Genomic DNA, 24,146 nt, shown 5'->3' with positions numbered 1-24,146 from the left:
CTCCTCCTCCCTCAGGGTGGTCAACTTCGGAACGGTAGAGCCCGCTCGAGCGCTCCTCCTCCTCAGGCTCGCGGGCGAATGGTCGGTTTCGATCGGCCATGGCGATGCTTCGGCATCGCCTTTCTTTCGAAGGGGCCACCCGTTCATGATCGAACGGGTGGCCTCTTCGTTTTTCGGGCCGAGGCTCGGGCCGGGCGCCGAGCCTAGTCGGGCTCCGTGTACAAGCACAGCTAGGAACGAGAGCGGAAAGATTGGCCGCAAGCCTCGGCCCCTGCGATCATCGCTACTTGGCCAGATAGATCGTCACCCAGCCATTGCGCCAGATCGTGCGCATATGTTTGAGGTGCTGGCCGTTATAGGCGGCGAGGACCTTCCAGCGCTGCTCGGCGAGGATGCCCGAGAGGATGACCGAGCCGCCGGGAGCGAGATTGAGGACGAGTTCTGGCGCCATTTTCATCAGCGGCCGCGCCAGAATATTGGCGATGATCAGATCGAACGGGCCGTTGGCGCTGAAGGTGGTGGAGTGGAAGCCCGGCGCGGTCGCGAAGGCAAGGCCGCTGACGACGCCGTTGCGGCGAGCGTTCTCGGTCGCCACGCGGGTTGCGACCGGATCGATATCGGTCGCGAGCACCGGCACGTGCAGGAGCTTCCAGGCGGCGATCGCCAGGACGCCGCTGCCGGTGCCGAGATCGAGCACGTTTCGGATGCGCCGCGCCCGCGCGACGGATGCGAGCATTTCCAGACAGCCGGCGGTCGTTCCGTGATGGCCGGTGCCGAAGGCCTGACCGGCGTCGATTTCAATGGCGATCTCGCCGGTCTTCACCTTGTCGCGATCATGGGAACCATGCACGACGAAGCTGCCGGCGCGCACGGGAGCAAGCCCTTCGAGCGATTTGGCGATCCAGTCGATGTCCGGCAACACCTCGCGTTCGATCGGAAGATGGGAGAAGCCGGCCTGCAGCGCCTCTTCGAGCCGCGCCTTCACCTCAGCTTCCTCATCCGCCATCATATAGACCGAGGCTTCCCAGAGGTCGCGTTTCTCGTCGATCTCCATCGTCGCGATCGCAAAGTCCTCCTCGCCGAAAACTGCGGTCATGAGGTCGAGAACGGCTTCGGCCTGCTTCTCGGTGGTGCTGACAAAAAGGCGTATCTCGCTCAATGGTCTTTCCTTCGGCTGCGGCCAGCGCCCTTTCGTCGTGCGAACCGGCGCGCGAGACGCTGTGAAGTCGATCCGCCGCTATCATGAATGCGGCGTAAAGGTAAAGCATCGGCTTGCGCGGAATGGAACGGGGCGAAATCAGCCCTTGATCAGGTTTTCAAGCTTCCTGACCGCCGTGTCCGGGTTCTCGCCATAGGCGATCGTGCCCCGGAACTCTCGGTTGGCGTCGAGCAGGAATACCGACGCGGTATGGTCCATCGTGTAGTCGCCGCCGGGGGTTGCCTCGTCGGTCGGCACTTTCTTGTAATAGACGCGGTAACCCTTGACCATTTCCAGGACGTCGTCGGAAGGACCGGAAATGCCCGTAATGCGCTTGGAGACGTTCGACACGTACTGGCCGAGAACGTCCGGCGTGTCGCGCTCCGGGTCGACGGTGATGAAATAGGCTTGCAGCCGGTCGCCCTTCGGATCGACCTTTTCGAGCCATCCATTCAACTCGAAGAGCGTCGTCGGGCAGACTTCGGGGCAGTGGGTGAAGCCGAAGAAAAGCGCAGTCGGCTTGCCTGTGAACGCCTTTTCGGTGATTGGCTGGCCGTTCTGGGCCACCAGTGTGAAGGGCACGCCGAAGGGGCCGGCGGATGCCTGCTGACTGGACTGCGTCATATCGTAGGTTAGCCAGCCGAGCACGGCCACCATGACGAGGATGGCTGCCCAGAGAACGATACGTATGGATTTCATCATTGCCACCGGTCCGTTGCGGCTCATCGTCCGCCATCAAAAAACGCGCAATGCCTTGATACCGCGTCGCTGAGGGCGGCGCAAAGACACAATTGCCGCAGGCATGAGCCGGAACGAGGCGCTACCGTATCGGCGCAAGCTACTGCATGGCAAGTATTGAGCCTCCCCGGCTCAGAGGCACCAGGCAAGGCCCGCCTGACCAAGCGACAGGAAGATATCCGCGCTGTGCGCGATCCAGCCCTGGAACGCGAACAGGGAGACGAGCGCGAGCACCGCCGCGGCGAAGGCGAGGACGAGGGGAGAGATTGCTTTCCTCGTTTCCATGCGCATGGGGCGGATCATAACATCGTCGTACGGCGAGGGAAGGGGCGCCGGCAAATTGCGGCTATCGCCGACGATCGGTGATTGTATTTTAGCGAATGGTTAAGGTCTGTTTGCCAAAGTCCGTCAATGCGGAGAAGTGCACCGCTTCCCTCTGACATGACGTCATCCGGTTCGATCAGGTCCGGCTTCCGCATTCACCGCAACGAAGGACCATGCCGGCGGAGGCAGGTCCGTGTCACGGGCTGTCCATCATGAACGAACATTCCACCGCCAAGCGCCACCTTTCGGTCAGCCAGAGGTTGGCAACACTTGCAGGTGCCGCCTTGCTCGGTTTCGGCTCCGTCCTGGCGGTCGGCTGGTATCAGAACAGCCGGTCGGAGGCGGCTCTCGAGAAGGCAGCGGTGGCGGAGCAGGGTATGAGAACGGCGCAGGAAATGCGCTTCGCCGGCATCGAACTCGTGCTGATCGCGATGGATACGATCATCGATCGTGAGGAGCGCAAGATTCAGCCGGAGCGCCTGCGCGGGATTGAGGCCTCGCTCGACTTGCTGGACGCGAAGACGAAAGATCTCAAGGGACTGGCGCGCCTTGTTGGCAAGGAGCCGGTTCTTTCCACCTACGAGGACGATCTTGCCGCATTGCGCAAAGCTGTAGAGGTGGACCTGAAACAGATGGTGGAAGCCGGCGCGCCCGCGGCGGATTTCGCGCGCGTCGACGACGTGATCGACCGTGCCGGCGAGCGTATGGGCGCGGCGCTGACCGAAATGGCCGAAGCTGCCGCCACTCTCGCCGCAGACCGCATTGCCGACGCGCGCGTGGAGTCCGGCAATGCGGTGCTCTTCCAGGCGCTCGCCGGAGTTCTGGCGATGGGCGGCATGCTTGCGCTGATCTGGTTCCACGGAGGCGTGCTGCGCCGCGGCGTGCTTGGCCTGCGCGACAGCATGCGGCGGATCCAGTCGGGCGATCTTTCCTCGGCCGTGCCGACGCTCGAGCGCGGCGACGAGATCGGCGAGATGGCGCGCTCGGTCGAGTTGTTCCGCACCGCGGCCATCGAGGCGCGGGCGCTCGAACAATCTTCCGCCGCCGACCGGCAAGAAATGGACCAGGCGCGGGAACGCCAGGCGGCCGAGCGCGAGCAGGCGGTTGCCCGTATCGGATCCGCCGTCGATGCCCTGGGCCGCGCGCTCAATCAACTCGCGGAGGGCAACCTTGCCGTTGCCATTCACGAGCCTTTCGACGGCGACCTCGATGCGCTTCGGCGCGATTTCAACAATGCGGTCGACCGGCTCAGCCACGCACTCGCCAATGTGAAAGAGAACACTGTTTCGATCGAGGGCAATGGCCGCCAGATGCGCAGCGCCGCCGACGATCTGGCGCGGCGGACAGAAAAGCAGGCCGCCTCGCTGGAGCAGACGTCCGCCGCACTGGAGGAGATCACCGCAACGGTGAAAACGGCGACAGAGCGGGCCGAAGAGGCGAGCCGCATGGTCGATGAGACGCGCGTCAACGCCGAGGAATCCGGCCGCATCGTCGGCGATGCGATCGCCGCCATGGCGCGAATCGAAGACGCGTCCAACGAAATAGGCAAGATCATCAACGTCATCGACGAGATTGCTTTCCAGACCAATCTGCTGGCGCTCAACGCCGGCGTCGAGGCGGCCCGGGCGGGCGAGGCGGGCAAGGGCTTCGCCGTCGTCGCCCAGGAGGTTCGCGAGCTTGCGCAGCGGGCCGCCGGCGCGGCGAAGGATATCAAGGCGCTGGTCACGCGCTCTGGCGACGAAGTCGAAAACGGCGTCAAGCTGGTTCGGGCAACGGGCGACGCCCTCGGTCGCATCGGCGTCAATGTTGCACGCATCAACGAACATATGAGTTCGATCGTGGTAGCGGCGCGGGAGCAGTCGACCGGGCTGAACGAAATCAACACGGCTGTTGGCCAACTCGACCAGATGACGCAGCAGAACGCCGCGATGGTCGAGCAGACCAATGCGGCGAGCCACACGCTTGCCCAGGACGCCGAAAGGCTGAGCTCACTCGTCAGCCAGTTCCGCAATGGCGAGATGCGAGAAACCGCCCTGCGCGCTGCGGCCCCGACATCGGCGTCGACGGCAGCCCCGGTGCGACCGGCCATGAGGAGTGCCGGGGCCGGATCAGAGAAAGTGCTGGCCACGGCAGCCCCTGCAAGACCGGCGCCGCTGCGAAAGCCCGCCTCGGTGCAGGCAGCCACCCGACCCGCTCCATCCCCCGCCAAGGCGCTCATGGGCAAGCTGGCGGGCGCATTCGGCAACACATCGGCGGCCGCGCCGTCCAGTGACAATTGGGAAGAATTCTGATCATGAGCAACGCAATCAAGCAGACTGGTGCCCAACTCGAAATCGTCTCCTTCCATCTCGGAGACCAGGAATTCTGCATCGATATCATGGCCATCCGTGAAATCCGCGGCTGGGCGCCGGTGACGCCGATGCCGCACACGCCGCCTTACGTGCTCGGCCTCATCAATCTGCGCGGCGCGGTGATCCCGGTCATCGACATGGCGAGCCGGCTGGGCATGAAGATGACCGAACCGTCGGAGCGCGCGGCCATTATCGTCACCGACATCAACGGCAAGCTCGTCGGCCTGCTGGTTGAGCAGGTCTCGGACATGATGACCATCCGCGGCGAGGACCTGCAACCGGCGCCGGAAATCATACCGGAACCCCAGCGCGCCTTCTGCCGCGGCATCGTCGCGCTCGAGAAGACGATGGTCTGTTTCCTCAATCTGGATACGGTAATCGCCGACGAACTAGCCCAGGCCGCCTGAAGAATTTTCCGAAATTCGGATTCGACTTTCGGAGAGCAGAAGGCGCGGGCCCTACAACGCCACGCGACATGCAGTAGGCGCAGGCAGCGGCGCTCGCTCGCGCTGCGGCCGCCTGCGCGAAGTGACCATGCCGATTGCTGGCAGGAACACCTAGAGCGGGAAACGAGTTATCATGGCGAACCTTCCAGTATTTCGCGAAGCATGCGGATACTGATCGGAACAGGAGCACAGCCATGAAAACATTGCTCAAAACGTCACTAGCGGCTTTCGCCCTTTCTTCGGCGCTTGCTGGCGCGGCGACTCCGGCCCTTGCGAACGGTTTTTATCCGGGCATCGATCCGCATCACCCGCCGGGAACCCAGAACAGGATCATTGTCGTGCCGCGGACAGTGAGCCCGTATTATTTCGATCCCGCGCCCACCGGAAGCGTCTACGTGGACACCATGCCGACGGGCAGCATTTATGTCGATCCGGGCCCTATGGGACCGGTCTATGTCCGTCCAGCGCCGATCTACAACCTGTCGCCCTCGGAGATCCGTGAGCGACATCTGAATGAATATCAAGCGGGCGGCGAAGGAGATTACTACCAGGGCATCATCCCTCCGGCGCCAGTTCCGTGAATTAGCAGCCGGATTGCTTGACTGGAGCGCTCGGCCGGCTGATCGCCGGCCGCGCGTGCATTGAGATGTGCGTCAAGTCAAATTCCGTGCAGCCCGGCATCACGCTCGTATGAGTAAACGTGACCAAACGTCAACGCTTACGCCGAACATCCGCCGCGGTGTGGCGTTAACTCGTTGCGTGTTCTTTAAATCGCCTCCGATTTAAGGACGGAATGCGCAGAAATCCCGAAGAACGACTGCCGTCCTGTGCGCATGAATGGATGCGCCTGGCTGTCGTGAAGCTCGGCGTTCGCCGGAGGCGGGATGCCGAACGGACAAAGGAGTGAACGCTATGAGACCATCTCTGAAGACGTCGATTCCCGCACTTGTCCTCTCGTCCGCGTTCCTTGGAGGCGCCGCACCAACCTTGGCGGACAGCTATTACCAGGGCGTCGATCCGCACAACCCTCCGGGGACCCAGAGCCAGCCGCTGATGTCGCTGCCGCCGGTCACCGTGACACCGAATGAGCGTGTCGACCGCATGCCGACCGGCAGCATCGACGTGATGCCGACGGGCAGCATCTACGATGGGCGGACAATCGACCGCGATCCCTATCCGGAGTACACGCCCGGTGAGGGTCAGTACTATCGGGGAATCGTTCCCCCGAGGCGCTAATTCAGCACCGGCAGCACTGAAGGTCGTTGAAACTGTTAATGCCAAGTCTCGTTCCTAATCATCGAGATTTGGTATAGCTGTCCCGCATCGCCGCGCAGGCGAGCGGGACGGCCTCATTTGCCGTCCCGTTCCTTCGTGTCCAGAGACCGCATCAGTCGGGCCGCCCATTTTCCCAGGTTACGGACTGGCCGAAAAGCGGAACCGTGGAGATCGACATTTTGGCGGATCCATCCGTCACCTGGCGTGAATGCGCCAGGTAAATGAGCGTGTCGTTGGCCTTGTCGTAGATGCGCGTCACGAGCAGGTGCTTCCAGATCAGCGACAGCCCGGAGCGAAAGACCTCTTCGCCTTCATTCGACAGTTCGATGTCCCCAATGGCGATCGGACCCGTTTGCCGGCAGGCGATCGAATTGTTCGAAGGATCCTCGAACCAATTGCCGTTCTTGAGGCGATCGATGACACTGCGGTCGAAATAGGTGACGTGGCAGGTCACGCCGCTGACCTTCGGATCGCGCACGGCATCGATCTTGATGTCGTTGCCGAGCCAATCGACCCCGACTTCGCCGACGGTTTCGGCACGGGTGGGGGCGATCGCTGCGGCTGTGAGCGCGAGGGCGGCGAGGGTCAAGGTACGGATGCGGCGGAACATGACTATCCTCCTATGGGCGATACGGCGCCGCGCGATTTTCGGGCCGATACGCCAAAGCGCGTCGTGTTTAACGGTATTCGTGCAACGCGCTTTAGTTCCTTGTTTTCATGCACGTCGTTGGCCCAACCGCTGCACACTTTTGGGCGACATGCATTAGCGTTCACATAGGTGGGAACTGCATCGATTACGATAGGGGAGCCTTCTATGCGCTCTCGCGCAATCGCTCCTGATCGGACATATCGGCCTGACGCAACTGCGCGGCGGCCGCTGCAAGCACGCGGGCGCTGGGGTCGGCACGGCGCTGCCTCGCAAGCGAACAGCGGTCGCGGCCGTCGGCCTTGGAGTCGTAAAGCGCCATGTCGGCGCGGATCATCACGTCCATGATCGAATCGCCGGGCTCGGCGCCGGCGATACCGATGCTCACCGTCAGTCGGATGCGCTGGTGTGCCCGGCCGGCCGGCGTTTCGCGCACGAGGCGGCAGATCGCCTCGGCGAGAGCGGCTGCCTGTTCCTCCGTGTGGTTGGGGAGGATGATGCCAAATTCCTCGCCGCCGATCCGCCCGAAGGCGCCGCGATCGCCGAGGAAGCCGGAGACGGTCTCGGCGAAATGGGCAAGGGCCATGTCGCCGCAGGCGTGGCCGTAATGGTCATTGATCTGCTTGAAATAGTCGAGATCGAGCAGCAGGAAAGAAGCCGGACGACGGCGCGAAAGAGAGAAGGCGAGAATCCCCTCGCCTTTCTCGATCAGCGCCCTGCGCGACAGGACGCCCGTGAGTTCGTCGCGGGCGATCGCCGTCCGGAGATCGCCGATGATGCGGTTCCGCAGCGTGTGGTTCGCCGCCAGGAAAAGGGACGGCAGGCCGAGCGTTTGCAGGACTGCCAGCGAGAAAGCGTAGCCGGGGGAGGGTGCAGCCTGAAGCGCCACCGCGGACATCGGGCCGAGAGCGTGGATGAGGGACATGCAGGCGATCGCCAGCGCTGTCACGGCGGCAAGGCGGATGGCCGGCCGCCCCGCAGCCCAGCGATCTAGGGTCGGAAGACCGATCACGAGGAGCAGACAGCCGCAAAGGCCGCTGCCGACGAGAACGCGTGTGGTGGAACCGCCGAGACCGCCAAGCGCAATGACGAGGCCGGCGGTACCGGCGGCAAGGGCGACGGCCGTGAAGACGGCCGGAGGTGCCGGCAGGGCGAGGAGACGCCGAAAAGCGAGGAATATGAAAACGAAGGCGGCTATCAGCGCCAAAAAGCCGAACGTTGCGGCAAGCGGCATCCCGAGCAGCGCCGCCACGGCCATCAGCCCGTTTGCAGCTGCGGCCAGGGCGCAACCGGCCGAAAGCTCGCGGCTGCCGGCGGCAGTGCGCCCAAGAGACAACAGGAGCGGCACTATAGCCGAGAGGGCAAGGGCGGATACGGCAGGGAGAAAGCTCATTCGAAACGGCCTGTCGTGCTAAAAATGAAAAGTGGCTTGCGTTCCAGCCGATAAGCAGTCCGATTCGTACCTTTGCCGTATTAACGAAGCCCGGCGAAATTCACTGCAATTTTAGTGGTCTTCGACTTGGGCGCAGGCATTAAGCGATTTGAGCACCACGACAATTTCAAGGGCCATCCGCCACGCGCGAATGATGCGCGAAGGTGACAATGTGTGATGAGCGGCTGATGGACCGCGCCAATCCGAGAGGTTATGCTGTCGCCCCCGCAAAGGGTGGTCATTCCGGTGGGTTCGACGATGAGCGAGAACGTCTCCATCCGTCCGGTCGTTCGCAGCGACTACGATCAGTGGCTGGTCCTCTGGGAGCACTACAACGCATCCAACGGACGTTCGGGTGAAAAGGCGCTCGACGCCGACATTACCCTCATGACCTGGTCGCGTTTCTTCGATGCCTATGAACCGATGTATGCGCTTGTCGCGGAAAACAATGGTCGGCTGGTCGGGCTCACCCATTACATTTTCCACCACAGCACCACGGCGATCCAGCCGAACTGCTATCTCCAGGACCTCTTCATCAGAGAAGGCATCCACGGGAAAGGGGTCGGCCAGGCCCTGATCAACGGCGTCTTCGACGCCGCGCGGCGCGCCGGCACGTCACGCGTCTATTGGCTTACGCACGAGTCGAACATCACGGCGATGCAACTTTACGACAAGCTCGCCGAGAAGTCCGGATTCGTGATGTACCGGATGGTGATTTGAGCGGGGCTCACACCCTTTCCACAAATCCGTCCAGTACCCGTTTCTGTCCCGCCCGGTCGAAGTCGATCGTCAGCTTGTTGCCTTCGACGGCGGCGATGTTGCCGTTGCCGAATTTCAGGTGGAAGACGCGGTCGCCGACCTGGAAGCGGGAGGGTTCCGCAGTCGTCGACTTGGCGACGAGCTCGCCCTCGATGGTGCGGGTGCGCGGTCCGGATTCGCCGTAGCCGATGCGCTCGACGGCGTGGCCGGAGCGGGTGCCCCAATTGTCGCGGGTGGCATCCGAGCGGTGCTGCTGGGCGCGCTTCCAGCCGGGTGTCTGGTAGCTGTTCTCGAAGGGATCGGCCTTGTCGAAGCGCGACTGGCCGTAGCCACCGCGGCCATAGCCACCATAGGAAGCTTCCTGCTCGGCCACTTCCACATGGTCGATCGGCAGTTCGTCGAGGAAGCGCGACGGCATGGTGGATTGCCAGAGCCCATGGATGCGGCGGTTCGAGACGAACCAGATATGGCAGCGGCGCTTGGCGCGGGTGATGCCGACATAGGCGAGGCGGCGTTCCTCCTCGAGGCCGGCGCGGCCGCCCTCGTCGAGCGCGCGCTGGTGCGGAAAGAGCCCTTCCTCCCAACCCGGCAGGAATACCGTGTCGAATTCCAGGCCCTTGGCCGAATGCAGCGTCATGATCGAGACGGCATCCATGTCCTCGTTCTGCTCGGCATCCATCACCAGCGCGACATGCTCCAGAAAGCCGCGCATCGATTCGAACGCCTCCATCGAGCGGATGAGTTCCTTCAGGTTTTCGAGGCGCCCGGGAGCTTCGGCCGACTTGTCCGCCTGCCACATCGCCGTATAGCCGCTCTCGTCGAGGATTTTCTCGGCAAGCTCCGTATGCAGGGTCGTCTCGAGCAGCGTCTGCCAGCGGCGGAAATCGGTGACGACGTCGAAGAGGGCCTTGCGCGCCTTCGGCTTCAGTTCGTCCGTCTCGATGATCTCGCTTGCGGCGGCGAGCATCGGAATGTCGCGGCTGCGCGCATAGTCGTGCAGCGTGCGCACGGTGGTTTCGCCAAGCCCACGCTTCGGCGTGTTGATGATGCGTTCGAAGGCGAGGTCGTCGGCCGGCTGGCAGACCAGGCGGAAATAGGCCATGGCATCGCGAATCTCGAGCCGCTCATAGAAGCGCGGGCCGCCGATGACGCGATAGTTGAGGCCGAGGGTGACGAAGCGGTCTTCGAACTCGCGCATCTGGAACGAGGCGCGCACCAGGATCGCCATGTCGTTCAGATTGTGCTTGCCCCGCTGGAGCTGCTCGATCTCCTCGCCGACCGCGCGGGCCTCTTCCTCGGAGTCCCAGGCGGCGTGCACATGCACCTTCTCGTCGTCCGGATGGCTGCGCTCGGTGAATAGCGTCTTGCCCAGGCGGCCTTCATTGTGGGCTATCAGATGCGACGCGGCGCCGAGAATGTGCTCGGTCGAGCGGTAATTGCGCTCCAGCTTGATGACCTTGGCGCCGGGAAAGTCCTTTTCGAAGCGCAGGATGTTGTCGACCTCCGCCCCGCGCCAGCCATAGATCGACTGATCGTCGTCGCCGACGCAGCAGAGATTGATTTGTTGTATGGGTTTATTCGCGCTCACGCTGTCGCCGCTGCGCGGCTCGCTCCGCAGGGGCGCGCCATCAGGCGCGACGGCCGCTTGGCCTTGCCGGGCTCCGCCCGGATTTCCGGTGCCAGATCGCTCGGAAGACCGGGGCCGCTGCGCCAGGAGCCTGAGCCACATGTACTGCGCCGTATTGGTGTCCTGGTACTCGTCGACGAGGATGTAGCGGAACCTGTCGTGATACTCCTTGAGCACATCCGGATTGGCGCGGAACATCCGGATCGGATGCAGCAGCAGGTCGCCGAAGTCGCAAGCGTTCAGCGTCAGAAGCCGGTTCTGGTAGGCGGCGTAGAGCTCGCGGCCCTTGCCGTTGGCAAAGGCGCGGGCGTCGCCCTCGGGGATATGCGAAGGGTCGAGGCCCTTGTTCTTCCAGCCGTCGATCATGCCCGCGAACTGCTTGGCCGGCCAGCGCTTGTCGTCGAGGCCTTCCGCCTGGATCAGCTGCTTGATGAGGCGCACCACGTCGTCGGTGTCAAGAATGGTGAAATCGGATCTCAAGCCCACCAGTTCGGCATGGCGGCGCAGGAGCTTGACGCCGATCGAGTGGAAGGTGCCGAGCCAGGGCATGCCCTCGACCGCATGGCCGACGAGCACGCCGATCCTCTCCTTCATCTCGCGCGCGGCCTTGTTGGTGAAGGTGACGGCGAGGATCTGCGATGGGTAGGCGCGGCCGGTGGAGAGGATATGGGCAATGCGGGTCGTCAGCACGCGCGTCTTGCCGGTGCCGGCACCCGCGAGCACCAATACGGGCCCCTCGAGGGTTTCGACGGCGTCCGCCTGCTCCGGATTGAGACCGGAAAGATAATCCGGACGCTTGGACCTGTCGCGGGCCGCCATGGCACGCGCCGCGATCCCGCCCGTGGCGGAGGCGGGTTTGCGCGGTGCCGGCTCCTCGTCGAAGAAGGGGATGTCGTCGAAACCTTTGCTCATGCGGCCCAATGTAGTGATTCGGGACCGAAAGGCCAGAAAGGATGTTCCTCTTTTATTCCGGGTTCTCTGCCGGGCTCAGCAAGACTGTGGAAAGACTAGCCTTTTCACCGCGCGCATCATTGTTCGCCCCTGGCGTCGAAGGCCGGATCGACCGGCACCTGCAGCGCGGTCGCGAGCTGATTGGTCTTGGCGGCAAGCGCGATCACCATGAGAAGATCGGCGTGCTGCGCGTCCGTCATGCCCTTCGCCTTGGCTGACGCAGTATGGGAATGGATGCAATAGCCGCAGCCATTGGTGACGGAAACGGCGATGTAAAGCATCTCCTTGACCAGCAGGTCGAGAGCCGAGGGCGTCGCCATCACCGCCTTCACCTCTGCCCAGGTGCGCTCCAGCAAGTCCGGGTCGAAGGCAAGCCAGTGCCACATATTGTTGATGAAATTCGATTTGCGCGTTGCGCGGATGTCGTCGAATACCGCCCTGACGCGCGGATCGGCTTCGGGATCGGGTGGCGGCGCGACGGTGCTCATGCGGTAATCCTCCGATCAGACGAGTGCGAAGACGCGTGCCGGACCGCCGGTGCCGCCGCGGTGCTTCGGGGCGCCGAGGACGAGGGTGGCGCCCTTCGCCGGCATCTTGTCGAGATTGGCGGCAGCCTCGAGTCCCCAGCGGCCCTCGGGAAGCCAGGCGTGGTGTGTGGCAAAATCCGGTGAAATCCCATGGTCGAGCGAAAGCGTGTCGACTGCGATGCCGGCGGCCTGCGTTTCCTCCAGCAGGAATTTGGCGGTCTCGACGTGGAATCCGGGGAAGTGCAGTTTACCTGCGGAATCCGCATTGCGGAATTTGTCCGTGCCGACATGATCGGCCCAGCCGGACAGCATCGCTACACAGGCGTTATCCGGGATCTCGCCATTGGCAGCGATCCAGGACTTGATGTCCTCCGGTGTCACCTGGGCATCCGGATCCGCCGCGGCCTTGTTTCGGATGTCGACGACGCAGAGCGGCACAACGAGCTTTTCGACGGGCAGTTCGGCAACGGATAGCCCGTCGGCCGAGAAATGCAGCGGCGCATCCACATGGGTTCCTGTGTGCTCGTTGACGCGCAGCTCGAACAGGTTGAATTTGTGTTCGGCGACGGAAAAATTGCTGCTGACCGAAAAAGGTCGGGAACTCCTCGTGAAGCTCATGCGTAAGATCCGTGACGCTGGCGTGGCCTTCGGCAAGCGCCGGCGGCGCGGCCCCAATGCTTGCGGCGGCAATCCCAGCCGTGCCGACCGCTGCCGCGCGGAAGAAGTCTCGCCGCGAAAGCATCCGCTCCTTTACCGATTGAATGACGCATGCATCGCACATTGCCCCTGCTCCCCGGTTTGAGCGTTGAAAACCTGATTGAAGATGCCGCAGTCCGAGCAGCAGGATAGCTAAGCCGTGGCTGCTGTAAACAATGGTTTTCCAGGGTGGCCAATGTCTTTTCCGGTTGCGGAAAGCGCCATCATGCGGCCAACAAATTCTGCTTTCATTACAATTGCGTAATGATGGCGTTCCGAGATTGCCCGCGGGCGGGCGAACAATCATACTCGCGACAACTCGGAACGTTCCTCCCGGTGCGCGCCGCGCCGCCGCGTGCACCTCAAATCGGAGACATGGATGCGCTTTTGGAAGCAACTGGCGGTCAGCCTCGTCGTTCTCGTCGTCGGCGGCGCCGCCTGGATACGCTTTGCCCCCGGTGCCGGGGAAACGCTGGCGGCGATCGGCGTTTCACATCCTCTCCTCGATGCGCTATCGCGCTCGCAAGGCGGCGAGGGAAGGGGCGGCGAGGGAAGGGGCGGCGAGGGCAATCGCGGGCGCGGCCAGGGCGGACGCGGTGGCGCGGGCGGGGCGGCGCTGGTGGTGGTCAAGCCCGCTGAGACCGCAGTCGTCAACAATAGGCTGAACGTCATAGGCAGCGGCGAAGCAATCCAATCCGTCACGGTGACGCCGACGGCAACGGGCAACCTCACAGAAATTCTCGTCCGGTCCGGCGACCGGATCGAGGCTGGCCAGGTGATCGCGCGGCTCGACAGGGACGATCAGACGATCGCCGCCGAACAGGCCCGGCTGGCCCGCGACAGCGCCCAGGAAAAGGTCGAGCGCTATCGCAATCTCGGCAGCGCCCGTGTCGTCACGGCGGTCGAGGTGCGCGACGCGGAGATCGCGCTGCAGGCGGCCGAACTGGCGCTGAACACGGCGGAACTCGATCTCAAGCGGCGCGACATCGTTGCCCCGTCGAAGGGGATAGTCGGTATCATCACGGTCAATGTTGGCGATTACGTCACCACTTCGACGCCGATTGCCGTCGTCGACGACCGCTCCGAGATCCTCGTTGACTTCTGGGTGCCGGAACGTTTCGCCAGCAGGATCTACGTCGGCCAGCCGGTGACCGCGAACGCGATCGCCCAGCCCGGCCGTTCGCTCGACGGCGCCATTCATGCGATCGACAACCGCCTCGACCAGACGAGCCGCACGCTTCGCGTGCGGGCGCGGATCGAAAATCCCGACGACATGCTGCGCGCCGGAATGTCCTTCTCGGTCACCATGGCTTTCGATGGCGATCGCTATCCGACCGTCGACCCGCTGGCGATCCAATGGAGCTCGGAAGGAGCCTATGTCTGGCGGATCCAAGGCGACAAGAGCGAGCGCGTGCCGATCAAGATCATCCAGCGCAATCCGGACACGGTTCTTGTCGAGGCCGGGATTTCCGAGGGCGACCGTGTCGTAACGGAAGGCGTGCAGCGGCTGCGCGAAGGTGGCACGGTGCGCATCGCCGGGGAGCCGCGTGCCGAGCCGGAGCAGAAGGTGGCGGGAGACGCGCAATGAACATCGGCTTCGGCGGTCATCGGGGAGGATTGCCAGCCGCGGGAGAGGGCGGCAAGACCGGCTTCACCGCGCTTTTCATCCGCCGTCCGATTTTCGCGCTCGTCGTCAACATGCTGATCGTCGTGGCAGGTCTCGCCGCCTGGAACGGCATCGAAATTCGCGAATTGCCCCAGGTCGACCAGCCCGTCATTTCGGTAACGACCGAATTCGAAGGAGCGTCTCCCGAAACGATCGATCGAGAGGTCACCTCGGTCGTCGAAGGCGCCGTTTCGCGCGTTCAAGGCATCAAGGGCATTTCGTCGACGTCTTCCTTCGGCCGCAGCCGCGTCACGCTCGACTTCTCCGACACGACCGATATCGGCCAGGCCGCCAACGACGTGCGCGACGCACTGGGCCGCGTCACCAACCGGCTGCCGGACGACGCGGAGGAGCCGCGGATCGTGAAAGCGGATTCGGACAGCCAGCCGATCATGCGCCTGGCGCTGACCTCCGACGCGATGTCGATGGAAGACATGACGCTCCTGGTCGAGAACGAGATCAGCGACCGGCTGGCGGCGGTGGAGGGCGTTGCCGATGTCACGGTCTATGGCGAGCAGGAGAAGATCTTCCGCATCGACCTGAATCAGGCCAAGCTCGCCGGGCGCGGCATCACCGTCGCCAACCTGCGCGAGGCGCTCGCCAACGCTTCCTATGACGTGCCGGCGGGGTCGCTGACGAGTTCGAGCCAAGACATCTCGGTCCGGGCAACGGCCGACGTGCAGACGCCTGCGCAATTCGAAAACCTGATGCTTGGCAACAATGTCAGGCTCGGCGACGTGGCGACGGTAACGCTGGGTCCGGATACGGGCACCTCGGCCCTGCGTTCCAACGGTCGCCAGGGCATCGGCCTCGGCATCATCCGCCAGGCGCAATCCAACACCGTCGACATTTCCGAAGGCGTGCGCAAGGTGGTCGATACGATCTCCTCGGATATTCTGCCGCAGGGAACCGAGTTGCAGGTGACGAGTGACGACGCGGTCTTCATCAATGGTGCGATCCACGAGGTGGAGATCGCGCTCATGGTTGCGGTCTCCATCGTCACCCTCGTCATCTATCTTTTCCTGCTCGACTGGCGGGCGACGCTGATCCCGACCATCACCATGCCGATCGCGCTGATCGGAACGCTCGCGGCGATTTATCTCGCCGGCTTTTCGATTAATATCCTGACGCTGCTTGCGATCGTGCTCGCCACCGGCCTTGTGGTCGACGATGCCATCGTCGTGCTCGAGAACATCGTGCGCCGCAGGGCCGGCGGGCTTGGGCCGCGGGCGGCGGCCGTGCACGGCACGCTCGAGGTCTTCTTCGCGGTTCTCGCGACCACCGCGACGCTTGCGGCTGTTTTCGTGCCGCTCTCCTTCCTGCCGGGGCAGACCGGCGGGCTTTTCCGCGAGTTCGGTTTCGTGCTTGCCTTTGCCGTGCTCCTGTCGTCCTTCGTCTCGCTGACGCTCTGCCCGATGCTGGCTTCGCGCATGCTGACGACCGAGGCGCATGCCCATCACGGCTTCATGCGCCGCTTCGGCGCGCGCGCTTCCGCCTTCTACCGGGCAACGCTGCGGTCCTGCCTCAACGCGCCGCTCGTCGTCTTCGTCGTGGCCGCCTTCTTCACCGCGGCGGGCGCCACCGGTTTCCTGACACTGAAATCGGAACTGACGCCGAACGAGGACCGCTCGCTGGTGATGCTCAGGGTCAATGCGCCCCAGGGGGTGTCGCTCGAATACACGCAGGCGCAGATGCGGCGGATCGAGGATGCGCTGCAGCCGCTGATGAAATCGGGCGAGGTCAGCAATGTATTCTCGATTTCCGGACAGGGCGGTTCAGCCAATAACGGGTTCATGGTCCTGAGACTGACGCCCTGGGAGGGTCGCGAGCGCACGCAGCAGGAGATTGTTGCCGACATCAACAAGGCGACCGCCGCCATACCATCCGTCCGCGCCTTCACGATCCAGTCGAACAGCCTCGGCATTCGCGGCGCCGGCAGCGGCCTTCAGGTGGCGCTGGTCGGCAATGACTATACGAAACTCGGCGACGCGGCGGCGAAACTGGTGCGCGCGATCGAGGATAGCGGCCGGTTTGAGAACGTGCGGCTGAACTATGAGGCCAACCAGGCGCAATTGTCGGTGACGATCGATCGCGAGCGGGCCTCCGACCTCGGCGTCGACATCGGCGGCCTGGCCTGGGCGCTGCAGGCCATGCTCGATGGCAGCAGTGTCGTCGACATCTTCGTAGAGGGCGAGTCCTATCCGGTCAAGCTGCTCTCCTCGACGGCGCCGCTCAACGATCCGACGGATCTGCAGAACATCTTCGTCAAGACAGGTGACGGCCGGATCGTCCCGATGTCGACGATCGCGACGGTCGAGGAGAAGGCCGTGGCGCCGCAGCTCTCGCGCGAGAGCCAACTGCGTTCAGTCTCGCTCTCGGCCGGGCTGAAAGACGACCTGGCGCTCGGGGAAGCCCTGTCGATGGTGGAGCAAATGGCCGAGCCGCTCATGCCGCCCGGCTCGCGGCTGATGCCGCTTGCGGAGGCGGCCACGCTCGACGAGAACGCCAGCGGCCTCTTCATCACCTTCGGCTTTGCGATCGTGATCATCTTCCTGGTGCTGGCGGCGCAATTCGAGAGCTTCGTCAGCGGCATCATCATCATGTCGACGGTGCCGCTCGGGCTTGCCTGCGCCGTCTTCGCGATGATCATGACCGGCAATACGCTGAACATCTACAGCCAGATCGGGCTCGTCATGCTCGTCGGCATCATGGCGAAGAACGGCATACTGATCGTCGAATTTGCCAATCAGCTGCGTGACCGCGGACAGGACGTGCGCAGCGCCATCGAGGATGCGGCCAATATTCGTTTGAGGCCGGTGATGATGACCATGATCGCGACCGTCGTCGGCGCCGTGCCGCTGGTGCTCGCAAGCGGCGCCGGGGCGGAAGCCCGCACGGCCCTCGGCTGGGTCCTCGTCGGCGGCCTGGGTCTTGCGGCGGTCGTTACGCTTTATCTGACACCCGTTGCCTATCTCGTGATCGCCCGCTTCACCAGACCGCATGCGGATGAAGAGCGCAAACTGCACGAGGAGATGGATGCGGCGGCCCTGCTCGAAAAGGCACCCAAGGCCGGTTGAGCGGTGGCTTCAGCCTGTCATCGCATAGGCGGCGGCGAGGTAAATGACTGCAGCGACGGCGCCGAGAGTGCTGCGCCCGGCATGGAGCTTGCCCCAGCGGGTGATCAGTTCGCGGGTTTCGCCGCTCGCCTGGTCTGCCGGCGTCGTCTCCAGGCGCTTGTTGATCGGCATGATGAAATAAAGCGTGTAGGGCCAGTTCATGATGATGACGGCCGCACCGAGACCCCAGAGCGCGTTGCCGGTCTGCCACCAGGCCGCGGCGCCCAGCAGGCCGGACAGGATCGCAAGTGAAGCCTGCATCTCGAAGCCCCGGCGATAGGCCGGGCCCCATTCGGCAAGCGCGGACCGGTGATCGAGGCGAAGCCTTGCCGGTTGCTCGGCGATGTTGATGTAGATGGCGGCGCCGAAGAAGACGGAAGCGGTGAGCAAAGCGAGCAGGCCGAACATGGTAAGGTCTCCCGTTTTCGGACATGATACCCCATGGAACCGCAAACAAAAGCTGCATCTTTGGCGTACCGCATGTCTTCTGGGATGGACCGCGATTTTGCGCCACAGGGCGGGCAGCGCTGGCGGTCCTTCCGCTGCAACTTGTGACAAGCCGGTATCAGCGCGGACGATTTCGATGCCGGCATTGCGAGAATTGGCTTGAACTTCTGGACAAATCGATTCCGATTTGCACAGTAGCGCATTGAAATGAAAGCGCTTCCAGCCCATGCGGCGTGGCGGCGACAAGGCTGGAACGGTCGAAAATGGCGGCGGCGATAATCGGAAGCGGCGCGGAGACTTATTGTCCGGCCTCCTTAATTCCGCGTCGAATTGAGGATACTTTGCGAAGCCGCTCGCACAGACGTTTTTGCGTTTGTCGGAGTTTGGTGGGAAGGAAAGTCGCGTGGCGTTGAAGGCGATCAAGCAGGGCGCAAGAAACGATATCGGGATCGCGGCCGTCAAGACGCTCCTCGGCGCCCGCTTCGGTGAACGGTTCCAGACAGGAGACGCCGTCCGCGCCCAGCACGCTCACACGACGACCTATATTCCGGCGCAATTGCCGGATGCGGTCGTCTTTCCCGAAAATGCCGTCGAGGTGAGCGAGATCGTGAAGATCGCCTCGGCCCATCGCGTGCCGCTCATCGCCTTCGGGGCCGGTTCCTCGCTCGAGGGCCATATCAATGCCCCGCATGGCGGCATATCGGTCGACATGTCGCGCATGAATCGCGTCATCGAGGTCAATCCCGAGGATCTCGACTGCACGGTCGAGCCGGGAGTGACGCGCGAGGAACTGAACACCTTTCTGCGCGACACCGGGCTTTTCTTCCCGATCGATCCCGGTGCGAATGCCTCGATCGGCGGCATGGCATCGACGCGTGCCTCAGGCACCAATGCGGTACGTTATGGCACGATGCGGGAAAATGTGCTTGCGGTGACGGCCGTGGTTGCCGGCGGGCGCGAGATCCGAACCGGACACCGCGCGCGCAAGTCCTCGTCCGGCTACGATCTGACGCGGCTTTTCGTCGGGGCTGAAGGCACGCTCGGCATCATCACTTCGATCACGCTGCGCCTCAACGGCATTCCGGAGGTGATTTCCGGCGGCGTGTGCCCGTTCCGGACGGTAGCGGATGCCTGCAATGCCGTCATCCTGACGATCCAGTCCGGCATTCCCGTGGCGCGGATCGAGCTGCTCGACGCGCTGCAGATGAAGGCCTGCAATGTCTATTCCGGCTTGAGCTACGAGGAGACACCGACGCTTTTCGTCGAGTTTCATGGCAGCGCCGAGAGCGTCGCGCTGCAATCGCGCCACTTCGCCGAAATAGCGTCGGAATTCGGGTCTAAGGGCTTCGTCTGGACGACAAAACCGGAGGAGCGGGCACGGCTCTGGAAAGCGCGGCACAATGCCTATTGGGCGCAGAAGAGCCTGAAGCCCGGCGCCGCCATCCTGGCGACCGATGTCTGCGTGCCGATCTCGCGTCTTGCCGACTGCGTGGCGGCGACGCACGAGGATATTGCCGCGAACGCCTTGATTGCACCGATCGTCGGCCATGTCGGCGACGGTAATTTCCACGTGGGCGTGGTTTTCGACGATAAGGACGCTGATGATGTAGAGCGGGTCGAGGCGTTCATCGAACGGCTGAATAGCCGCGCCCTGGCAATGGATGGTACTTGTACCGGGGAACACGGGATAGGCCAGGGCAAAATGCCGTTCCTCGAGACCGAGCTCGGCGAGGCGGTGGATCTGATGAGGCAGATCAAGCATGCGCTGGATCCGGACAATATCTTCAATCCGGGCAAGATTTTTGCCCGAGCCTGAGCAGATGGGAATATGACACGGTGCTGGCGCGCATTTTCGTAATCATTGGCGGCCTTTTGGTCGTCGCGCTGTTCGCGGCGCTGATCGCACCCCTGTTCATTGACTGGACCAATTTCCGCGCCGATTTCGAGCGCGAGGCAAGCCGAATCATGGGCAAGCCCGTCGTGGTGCATGGCAGCGTCGACGCTCGGCTCATTCCCTTCCCCACGGTTACGCTCAATGACGTGCGCGTCGGGCCGACGGACGGCGGCGAGCCGCTGGTCCGGGTCGAACATTTCTCAATGAGCGCCGAGCTTGCGCCTTTCCTGAGCGGTGAGGCGTTGATTTACGACATGCGGCTCGACCGGCCCAAGGCGCGTATCCGCCTGCAGCCCGACGGCACGCTCGATTGGGCGCGTGGCCTGCGGTCGGAGATCCCGGCGAGGACGGTGATACTGGAGAAGATCGAGATCGCCGACGGCGAAATCGAGTTCATGGACGAGCAAACCGGACGCACGCGCCGGGTGACCGACCTTTCGGCCGATCTTTCTGCGCGCACGCTCGCAGGGCCCTGGAAGATAGAAGGTGAAGCGGTGCTCGACGGCGAGGCGGGCAGCTTCTCCTTTTCGACGAATGAAGTGGACGAGAGAGGCGTGCTGAGCCTCAGGGCAAAGCTGACGCCGGATGAACGGCCCTTCGGGGTCGAGCTCGACGGCGAGCTCAAGATCGTCGATCTCAAACCGGTCTATGCCGGCCGTTTCACGCTGACGGAAAACCGCCAAGCCGGCGAGGCGGCCGAGGTCAAGGCGGGTGGCGGGCTGCGGATCAACGGTGATTTTCAGCTGACCAATGAAAGCATCCGGGTGCCGGAATACCGTTTCGAGATAGGACCGCCGGATGATCCTTATATCGTCACCGGCGAGGCGACGCTCGATACCGGCAAGGAGCAGAAATTCCTCCTCGTCGCCGACGGGCAGCAGATCGATGTCAGTCGGATCGGCAGTTCCGGGCGCAATGGCAAGACCGACCGCGACCCGGCGGTATCGCTCCGCCAGCGAATCGAAGCGATGATGGCGTTCGCCGCCGATATTCCGATCCCGCAGGTGCCCGGCCGCGCCAGCCTCAGACTCCCGGCGATCGTCATCGGCGACACCACCGTTCGCGACGTGCGTCTCGACGTCAAGCCGGACGGCGCGGGATGGATCATCGACAATGCCGTGGCGCTTCTGCCGGGTCGCACGCAACTGGAGGCGAAGGGGCGGTTGAACCTCCAGGATGAGCGCGCCTTCCGCGGCGATATCGTGATGGCTTCGAACCAGCCGTCGGGGCTCGCCAATTGGCTGGCGGGATCGGTTGATCCCGCCATTCGCAAGCTGAAGACGGCAGGCTTCGCAGCGACCGTGAATCTCACGGATACCCTTCAGCAGTTCGAGAACCTCGAGGTGGCAGCGGGTCCCGCGACGTTGAAGGGCAGGATCGAACGTCTGTCCTTCCCTGAGCAGCAGCCGTCGCTGTCGCTGCAACTCAAGGGCAACCAAATAGACCTGGAGTCACTGCAGGCGCTCGCTGGCCTCGTCGCCGGCGACGCGTCGACGGGAACGCTGCTCACGCATGCGATCGCCGCCGAATTCTCCGCCGAGAGGTTTTCCGCTTTCGGGGAGGAGGCTGAGGATGTCCAGGCGGTCCTGACGCTGAAAAACGGTCAGCTGCAGGCCGAGCGGGTGGCGATCGGAGCGCTTTCCGGTGCAAAACTCGCCTTTTCCGGCCGGATGAGCGGCGGCCTCGAAAAGCCGGTGATTTCGGCAAAGATGAAGCTCGCTGCCGAGGAAATGACGCCTTTCCTGCAAATGATCGGGCGGCATATGGCGGCCCATCCGGCGTTGCGCCGGCTGATCGAGGCTGGCCCCTATTTCGCCGATGCGGCCCTCGACGTGACACTCACCGCCGGGAGCAAGGAAGGTGATGCGCCGGTTACCTTCGGTGTGATCGGCACGGCGAACGGCAGCAAGATCGCCGCGAGCTATCAGGCGCCGGACGTCGCCCAGGCGCTTGCCGGCAGGAACATGCTGCTCGAGGCTACGCTGGAAAATCCGAGGACGCCGGTCCTTCTCGGTCAGGCGGGTCTCGATCCGCTGCCCTTCGACGCGGACGCCAATGGCATCCTTTCGGTGAAGCTGCAGGGCGGAGACGACACCAAGGCTAACGGTACGCTGACCTTCACCACGGAAAGGACGTCGCTTGCCGCCAAGGGCACCGTCGATCTCTCCCGCGATCATTTCTTCGAAGGGCAGGGGAAGCTAACGCTGCAGACCCAGGATCTCGAGCCATACCTCCTGCTTCAGGGGATTGCCCTGCCACAGATGGGAAGCGGCCTTCCCATGACCCTGTCGGCGGAAATCACGTCCGACCCCGAGCGAGTCACGCTTTTGGACATCAAGGGCAAGGCCGACAGCAACGGCTTTGCCGGTGCCTTGTCGATCGACCGCAGGGTGCCGGGCAAGGCGCAGGGCGAACTCGCACTCGATACGCTCGATTTCGGCTGGATGGGCGAGGCGATCCTCGGTCAGGTGCAGGATGCCGCCACGGGCGAATTGTCGACGGCCCCGGTTGCGCAGCCGGACTGGACGAACCTCGACGTTGACGTCAACGTCAAGGCGAAGCATTTCTGGCCAGGCGTCTACGACGCCGTGACCGACTTCAGTGGAAAGCTCGAATGGAAAGGCGAGGAACTGGCGCTCAGCGAGGCAATCGGTGACTGGCTGGGAGGCAAGCTTACGGGGCGGCTGCAGCTCGGCAATGCCAATGGTTCGGGCTTCCTGCGTTCGCGTTTCGACCTCAAGGGCGGCGATTTGGGCGCGGCGGGATGGATGCTGCGGGACGGGCCGGCGGCAACAGGCCGATTCGATCTCGCCGTGGCCATGGAAGCCTCGGGTGCGACGCCGCAGGCAATGGCGCAATCGGCGAGCGGCTCGGGAATGGCGGTTTTCAGCGGTGTGACGCTCAACGGGATCAATACGGCGGCGTTGCCGCAACTGATCGCGGCGGCCGATGCGACAAAGACGGAGATCTCGGCCGACAGCATCCGCAAGGTCGCCGAGGAAGAGATCTTCAGCGGGCAGTCGGTGGTCGAAAGCATCGAGGTGCCGTTCAGCATGGCTGGCGGCATCATCAGGATGCAGAACGTCACCGCCGCAGACAGCCATGCGGAGCTTAGCGGCGATGCGTCGATCGATCTTTCGGCCGGGCGTATAAATGCCGCGATCGAGCTCGGATTCCGGCCGGGCGACGAGGCGCTTGCGGGTGCCGAACCGCGGGTGCGTATCGATTATGCCGGCCTGCTGGCGTCGCCCGGCGTCTCCTTCGATGTCACCGATCTGGCGAACTTCCTGTCGCTCCGGGCTTACGAGCGGGAGCGGCGGCGCGTGGAGATGCTGCAGGCGAACGTGCTCGAGAAGCAGCGCCTGCGCCGGGAGGTCCAGCTTTACAAGGCGCAGGCGGAGAAGCGGGAGATCGAGCAGCGGCGGGCGATTATCGAGGAGCGCCGGCGCGAGGCCGCCGCAGCTGAGGCGGCGCGGATGAAGGCCGAGGCGGAAGCGCGGGCGGCGGAAGAACGGCGTGCTGCGGAGGAAGAGCGTCTGCGCACGCGGCAACTGCCGTCATCGCCGCCGCGCGCTGCGCCGACCGAGGATGTGCAGCGGGGCGGCGTGCTGCTGCCGCCGGGCGCAGGCGAGAATGCGGGCCCGCCCGCGGGGCAAGGGCTCAATTTCGAGATGCTGCCCGACATCACGGTTCAATAACTCGTGATACGCCCGCCGCTTCGGCGCGCGCCTTGACCCAGGCAAGCACGTAGAGCCGGATCGCGGAGGAGAGGTTGCCCTCCGGTGCGCGATTGTCATCGATCTCGGCGATCAGCCGCGCCAGCGGAATGCCGCGGCTCTTCGCGATCGATTTCAGCTCCTGCCAAAAGGGATCTTCAAGGGTGAAGCTGGTGCGATGTCCGTGCAGCGTCGCCGAATGCTTGCCGATCATTCGTGGCCTCACAGGTTGATTCAAGTCCTTCGCAATCCGATTCCGCAAGCCGAGCCAAGTCCTTGCTGCAGAATCAAATTCCGGGGGAATCGGCTTGTACGCGAGCGCCGTGTACTTTCCGAA

Annotated in this window: 18 protein-coding genes and 1 pseudogene; 9 read left to right on the top strand and 10 right to left on the bottom strand. The window is 63.6% G+C overall.

Going from position 1 to position 24,146, the window contains the following annotated elements; all coding sequences use genetic code 11:
- Positions 1-283 precede the first annotated feature (283 nt).
- The 3 genes from EKH55_RS10450 to EKH55_RS29400 all read right to left on the bottom strand — a co-directional run bounded on the left by EKH55_RS10450 (position 284) and on the right by EKH55_RS29400 (position 2,227).
- On the bottom strand, positions 284-1,159 hold the full coding sequence (locus tag EKH55_RS10450) for a 50S ribosomal protein L11 methyltransferase (RefSeq protein WP_069461543.1): 876 nt from the start codon (positions 1,157-1,159) through the stop codon (positions 284-286).
- Between the two features lie 138 nt (positions 1,160-1,297).
- Positions 1,298-1,897, bottom strand: a complete 600-nt coding sequence (locus EKH55_RS10445; RefSeq protein ID WP_069461609.1) for an SCO family protein — start codon at positions 1,895-1,897, stop codon at positions 1,298-1,300.
- A gap of 171 nt (positions 1,898-2,068) precedes the next feature.
- Positions 2,069-2,227 (bottom strand): hypothetical protein, encoded by a 159-nt coding sequence (locus tag EKH55_RS29400; protein WP_192803714.1) that lies wholly within the window; start codon positions 2,225-2,227, stop codon positions 2,069-2,071.
- A gap of 245 nt (positions 2,228-2,472) precedes the next feature.
- On the opposite strand from EKH55_RS29400, the gene EKH55_RS10440 reads away from it, so the two are divergent.
- The 4 genes from EKH55_RS10440 (at position 2,473) to EKH55_RS10425 (ending at position 6,293) form a co-directional block, all read left to right on the top strand.
- A complete protein-coding gene (locus EKH55_RS10440; RefSeq protein WP_069461610.1) occupies positions 2,473-4,551 on the top strand; it encodes a methyl-accepting chemotaxis protein in 2,079 nt (692 codons plus the stop codon).
- A gap of 2 nt (positions 4,552-4,553) precedes the next feature.
- A complete protein-coding gene (locus EKH55_RS10435) occupies positions 4,554-5,018 on the top strand; it encodes a chemotaxis protein CheW (RefSeq protein ID WP_069461544.1) in 465 nt (154 codons plus the stop codon).
- A 233-nt stretch (positions 5,019-5,251) separates the two neighbouring features.
- Positions 5,252-5,638: a hypothetical protein gene (locus EKH55_RS10430; RefSeq protein WP_069461545.1), complete on the top strand. Its 387-nt coding sequence runs from the start codon at positions 5,252-5,254 to the stop codon at positions 5,636-5,638.
- A 331-nt stretch (positions 5,639-5,969) separates the two neighbouring features.
- Positions 5,970-6,293, top strand: a complete 324-nt coding sequence (locus EKH55_RS10425) for a hypothetical protein (RefSeq protein WP_069461546.1) — start codon at positions 5,970-5,972, stop codon at positions 6,291-6,293.
- 151 nt (positions 6,294-6,444) lie between these two features.
- Here EKH55_RS10425 and EKH55_RS10420 read toward each other — a convergent pair whose 3' ends face one another.
- Positions 6,445-6,942 (bottom strand): CreA family protein, encoded by a 498-nt coding sequence (locus EKH55_RS10420; protein WP_069461547.1) that lies wholly within the window; start codon positions 6,940-6,942, stop codon positions 6,445-6,447.
- Between the two features lie 202 nt (positions 6,943-7,144).
- On the bottom strand, positions 7,145-8,371 hold the full coding sequence (locus EKH55_RS10415) for a GGDEF domain-containing protein (protein ID WP_069461548.1): 1,227 nt from the start codon (positions 8,369-8,371) through the stop codon (positions 7,145-7,147).
- Positions 8,372-8,668: 297 nt separating this feature from the next.
- Between EKH55_RS10415 and EKH55_RS10410 the strand changes: the two genes are divergently transcribed.
- Positions 8,669-9,130 carry a GNAT family N-acetyltransferase gene (locus EKH55_RS10410; protein ID WP_069461611.1) on the top strand — a complete coding sequence of 154 codons (462 nt, stop codon included), beginning with the start codon at positions 8,669-8,671 and terminating at the stop codon, positions 9,128-9,130.
- Between the two features lie 7 nt (positions 9,131-9,137).
- Here the strand turns inward: EKH55_RS10410 and EKH55_RS10405 are convergent, their stop codons facing one another.
- The 3 genes and pseudogenes from EKH55_RS10405 to EKH55_RS10395 form a co-directional block, all read right to left on the bottom strand.
- Positions 9,138-11,708 (bottom strand): ATP-dependent helicase, encoded by a 2,571-nt coding sequence (locus EKH55_RS10405; protein ID WP_069461612.1) that lies wholly within the window; start codon positions 11,706-11,708, stop codon positions 9,138-9,140.
- A 116-nt stretch (positions 11,709-11,824) separates the two neighbouring features.
- Positions 11,825-12,235 carry a carboxymuconolactone decarboxylase family protein gene (locus EKH55_RS10400; protein ID WP_069461549.1) on the bottom strand — a complete coding sequence of 137 codons (411 nt, stop codon included), beginning with the start codon at positions 12,233-12,235 and terminating at the stop codon, positions 11,825-11,827.
- 15 nt (positions 12,236-12,250) lie between these two features.
- Positions 12,251-13,055, bottom strand: a pseudogene (locus EKH55_RS10395) (cyclase family protein).
- 294 nt (positions 13,056-13,349) lie between these two features.
- Between EKH55_RS10395 and EKH55_RS10390 the strand changes: the two are divergent.
- A complete protein-coding gene (locus EKH55_RS10390; protein ID WP_069461551.1) occupies positions 13,350-14,558 on the top strand; it encodes an efflux RND transporter periplasmic adaptor subunit in 1,209 nt (402 codons plus the stop codon).
- Complete coding sequence (locus EKH55_RS10385; RefSeq protein ID WP_069461552.1) at positions 14,555-17,713, top strand: efflux RND transporter permease subunit; 3,159 nt, start codon at positions 14,555-14,557, stop codon at positions 17,711-17,713. Before EKH55_RS10390 ends, EKH55_RS10385 begins: the two co-directional genes overlap by 4 nt.
- 9 nt (positions 17,714-17,722) lie before the next feature.
- Here the strand turns inward: EKH55_RS10385 and EKH55_RS10380 are convergent, their stop codons facing one another.
- Positions 17,723-18,160, bottom strand: coding sequence for an anthrone oxygenase family protein (locus EKH55_RS10380; RefSeq protein WP_069461553.1), 438 nt, complete (start codon positions 18,158-18,160; stop codon positions 17,723-17,725).
- A 442-nt stretch (positions 18,161-18,602) separates the two neighbouring features.
- Here EKH55_RS10380 and EKH55_RS10375 point away from each other — a divergent pair, with 442 nt between their 5' ends.
- Positions 18,603-20,015 carry an FAD-binding oxidoreductase gene (locus EKH55_RS10375; RefSeq protein WP_069461554.1) on the top strand — a complete coding sequence of 471 codons (1,413 nt, stop codon included), beginning with the start codon at positions 18,603-18,605 and terminating at the stop codon, positions 20,013-20,015.
- Between the two features lie 20 nt (positions 20,016-20,035).
- Positions 20,036-23,791: an AsmA family protein gene (locus EKH55_RS10370; RefSeq protein WP_083265485.1), complete on the top strand. Its 3,756-nt coding sequence runs from the start codon at positions 20,036-20,038 to the stop codon at positions 23,789-23,791.
- Here EKH55_RS10370 and EKH55_RS10365 read toward each other — a convergent pair.
- A complete protein-coding gene (locus tag EKH55_RS10365; RefSeq protein WP_069461555.1) occupies positions 23,778-24,023 on the bottom strand; it encodes a ribbon-helix-helix domain-containing protein in 246 nt (81 codons plus the stop codon). The genes EKH55_RS10370 and EKH55_RS10365 overlap by 14 nt on opposite strands.
- Positions 24,024-24,146 lie beyond the last annotated feature (123 nt).

Origin of the sequence: Sinorhizobium alkalisoli (genome assembly GCF_008932245.1) — a bacterium.
GTDB classification, from domain to species: domain Bacteria; phylum Pseudomonadota; class Alphaproteobacteria; order Rhizobiales; family Rhizobiaceae; genus Sinorhizobium; species Sinorhizobium alkalisoli.
The sequence above is the reverse complement of the archived record's forward strand: the minus strand, read 5'-3'. Positions and strand labels throughout refer to the sequence as shown.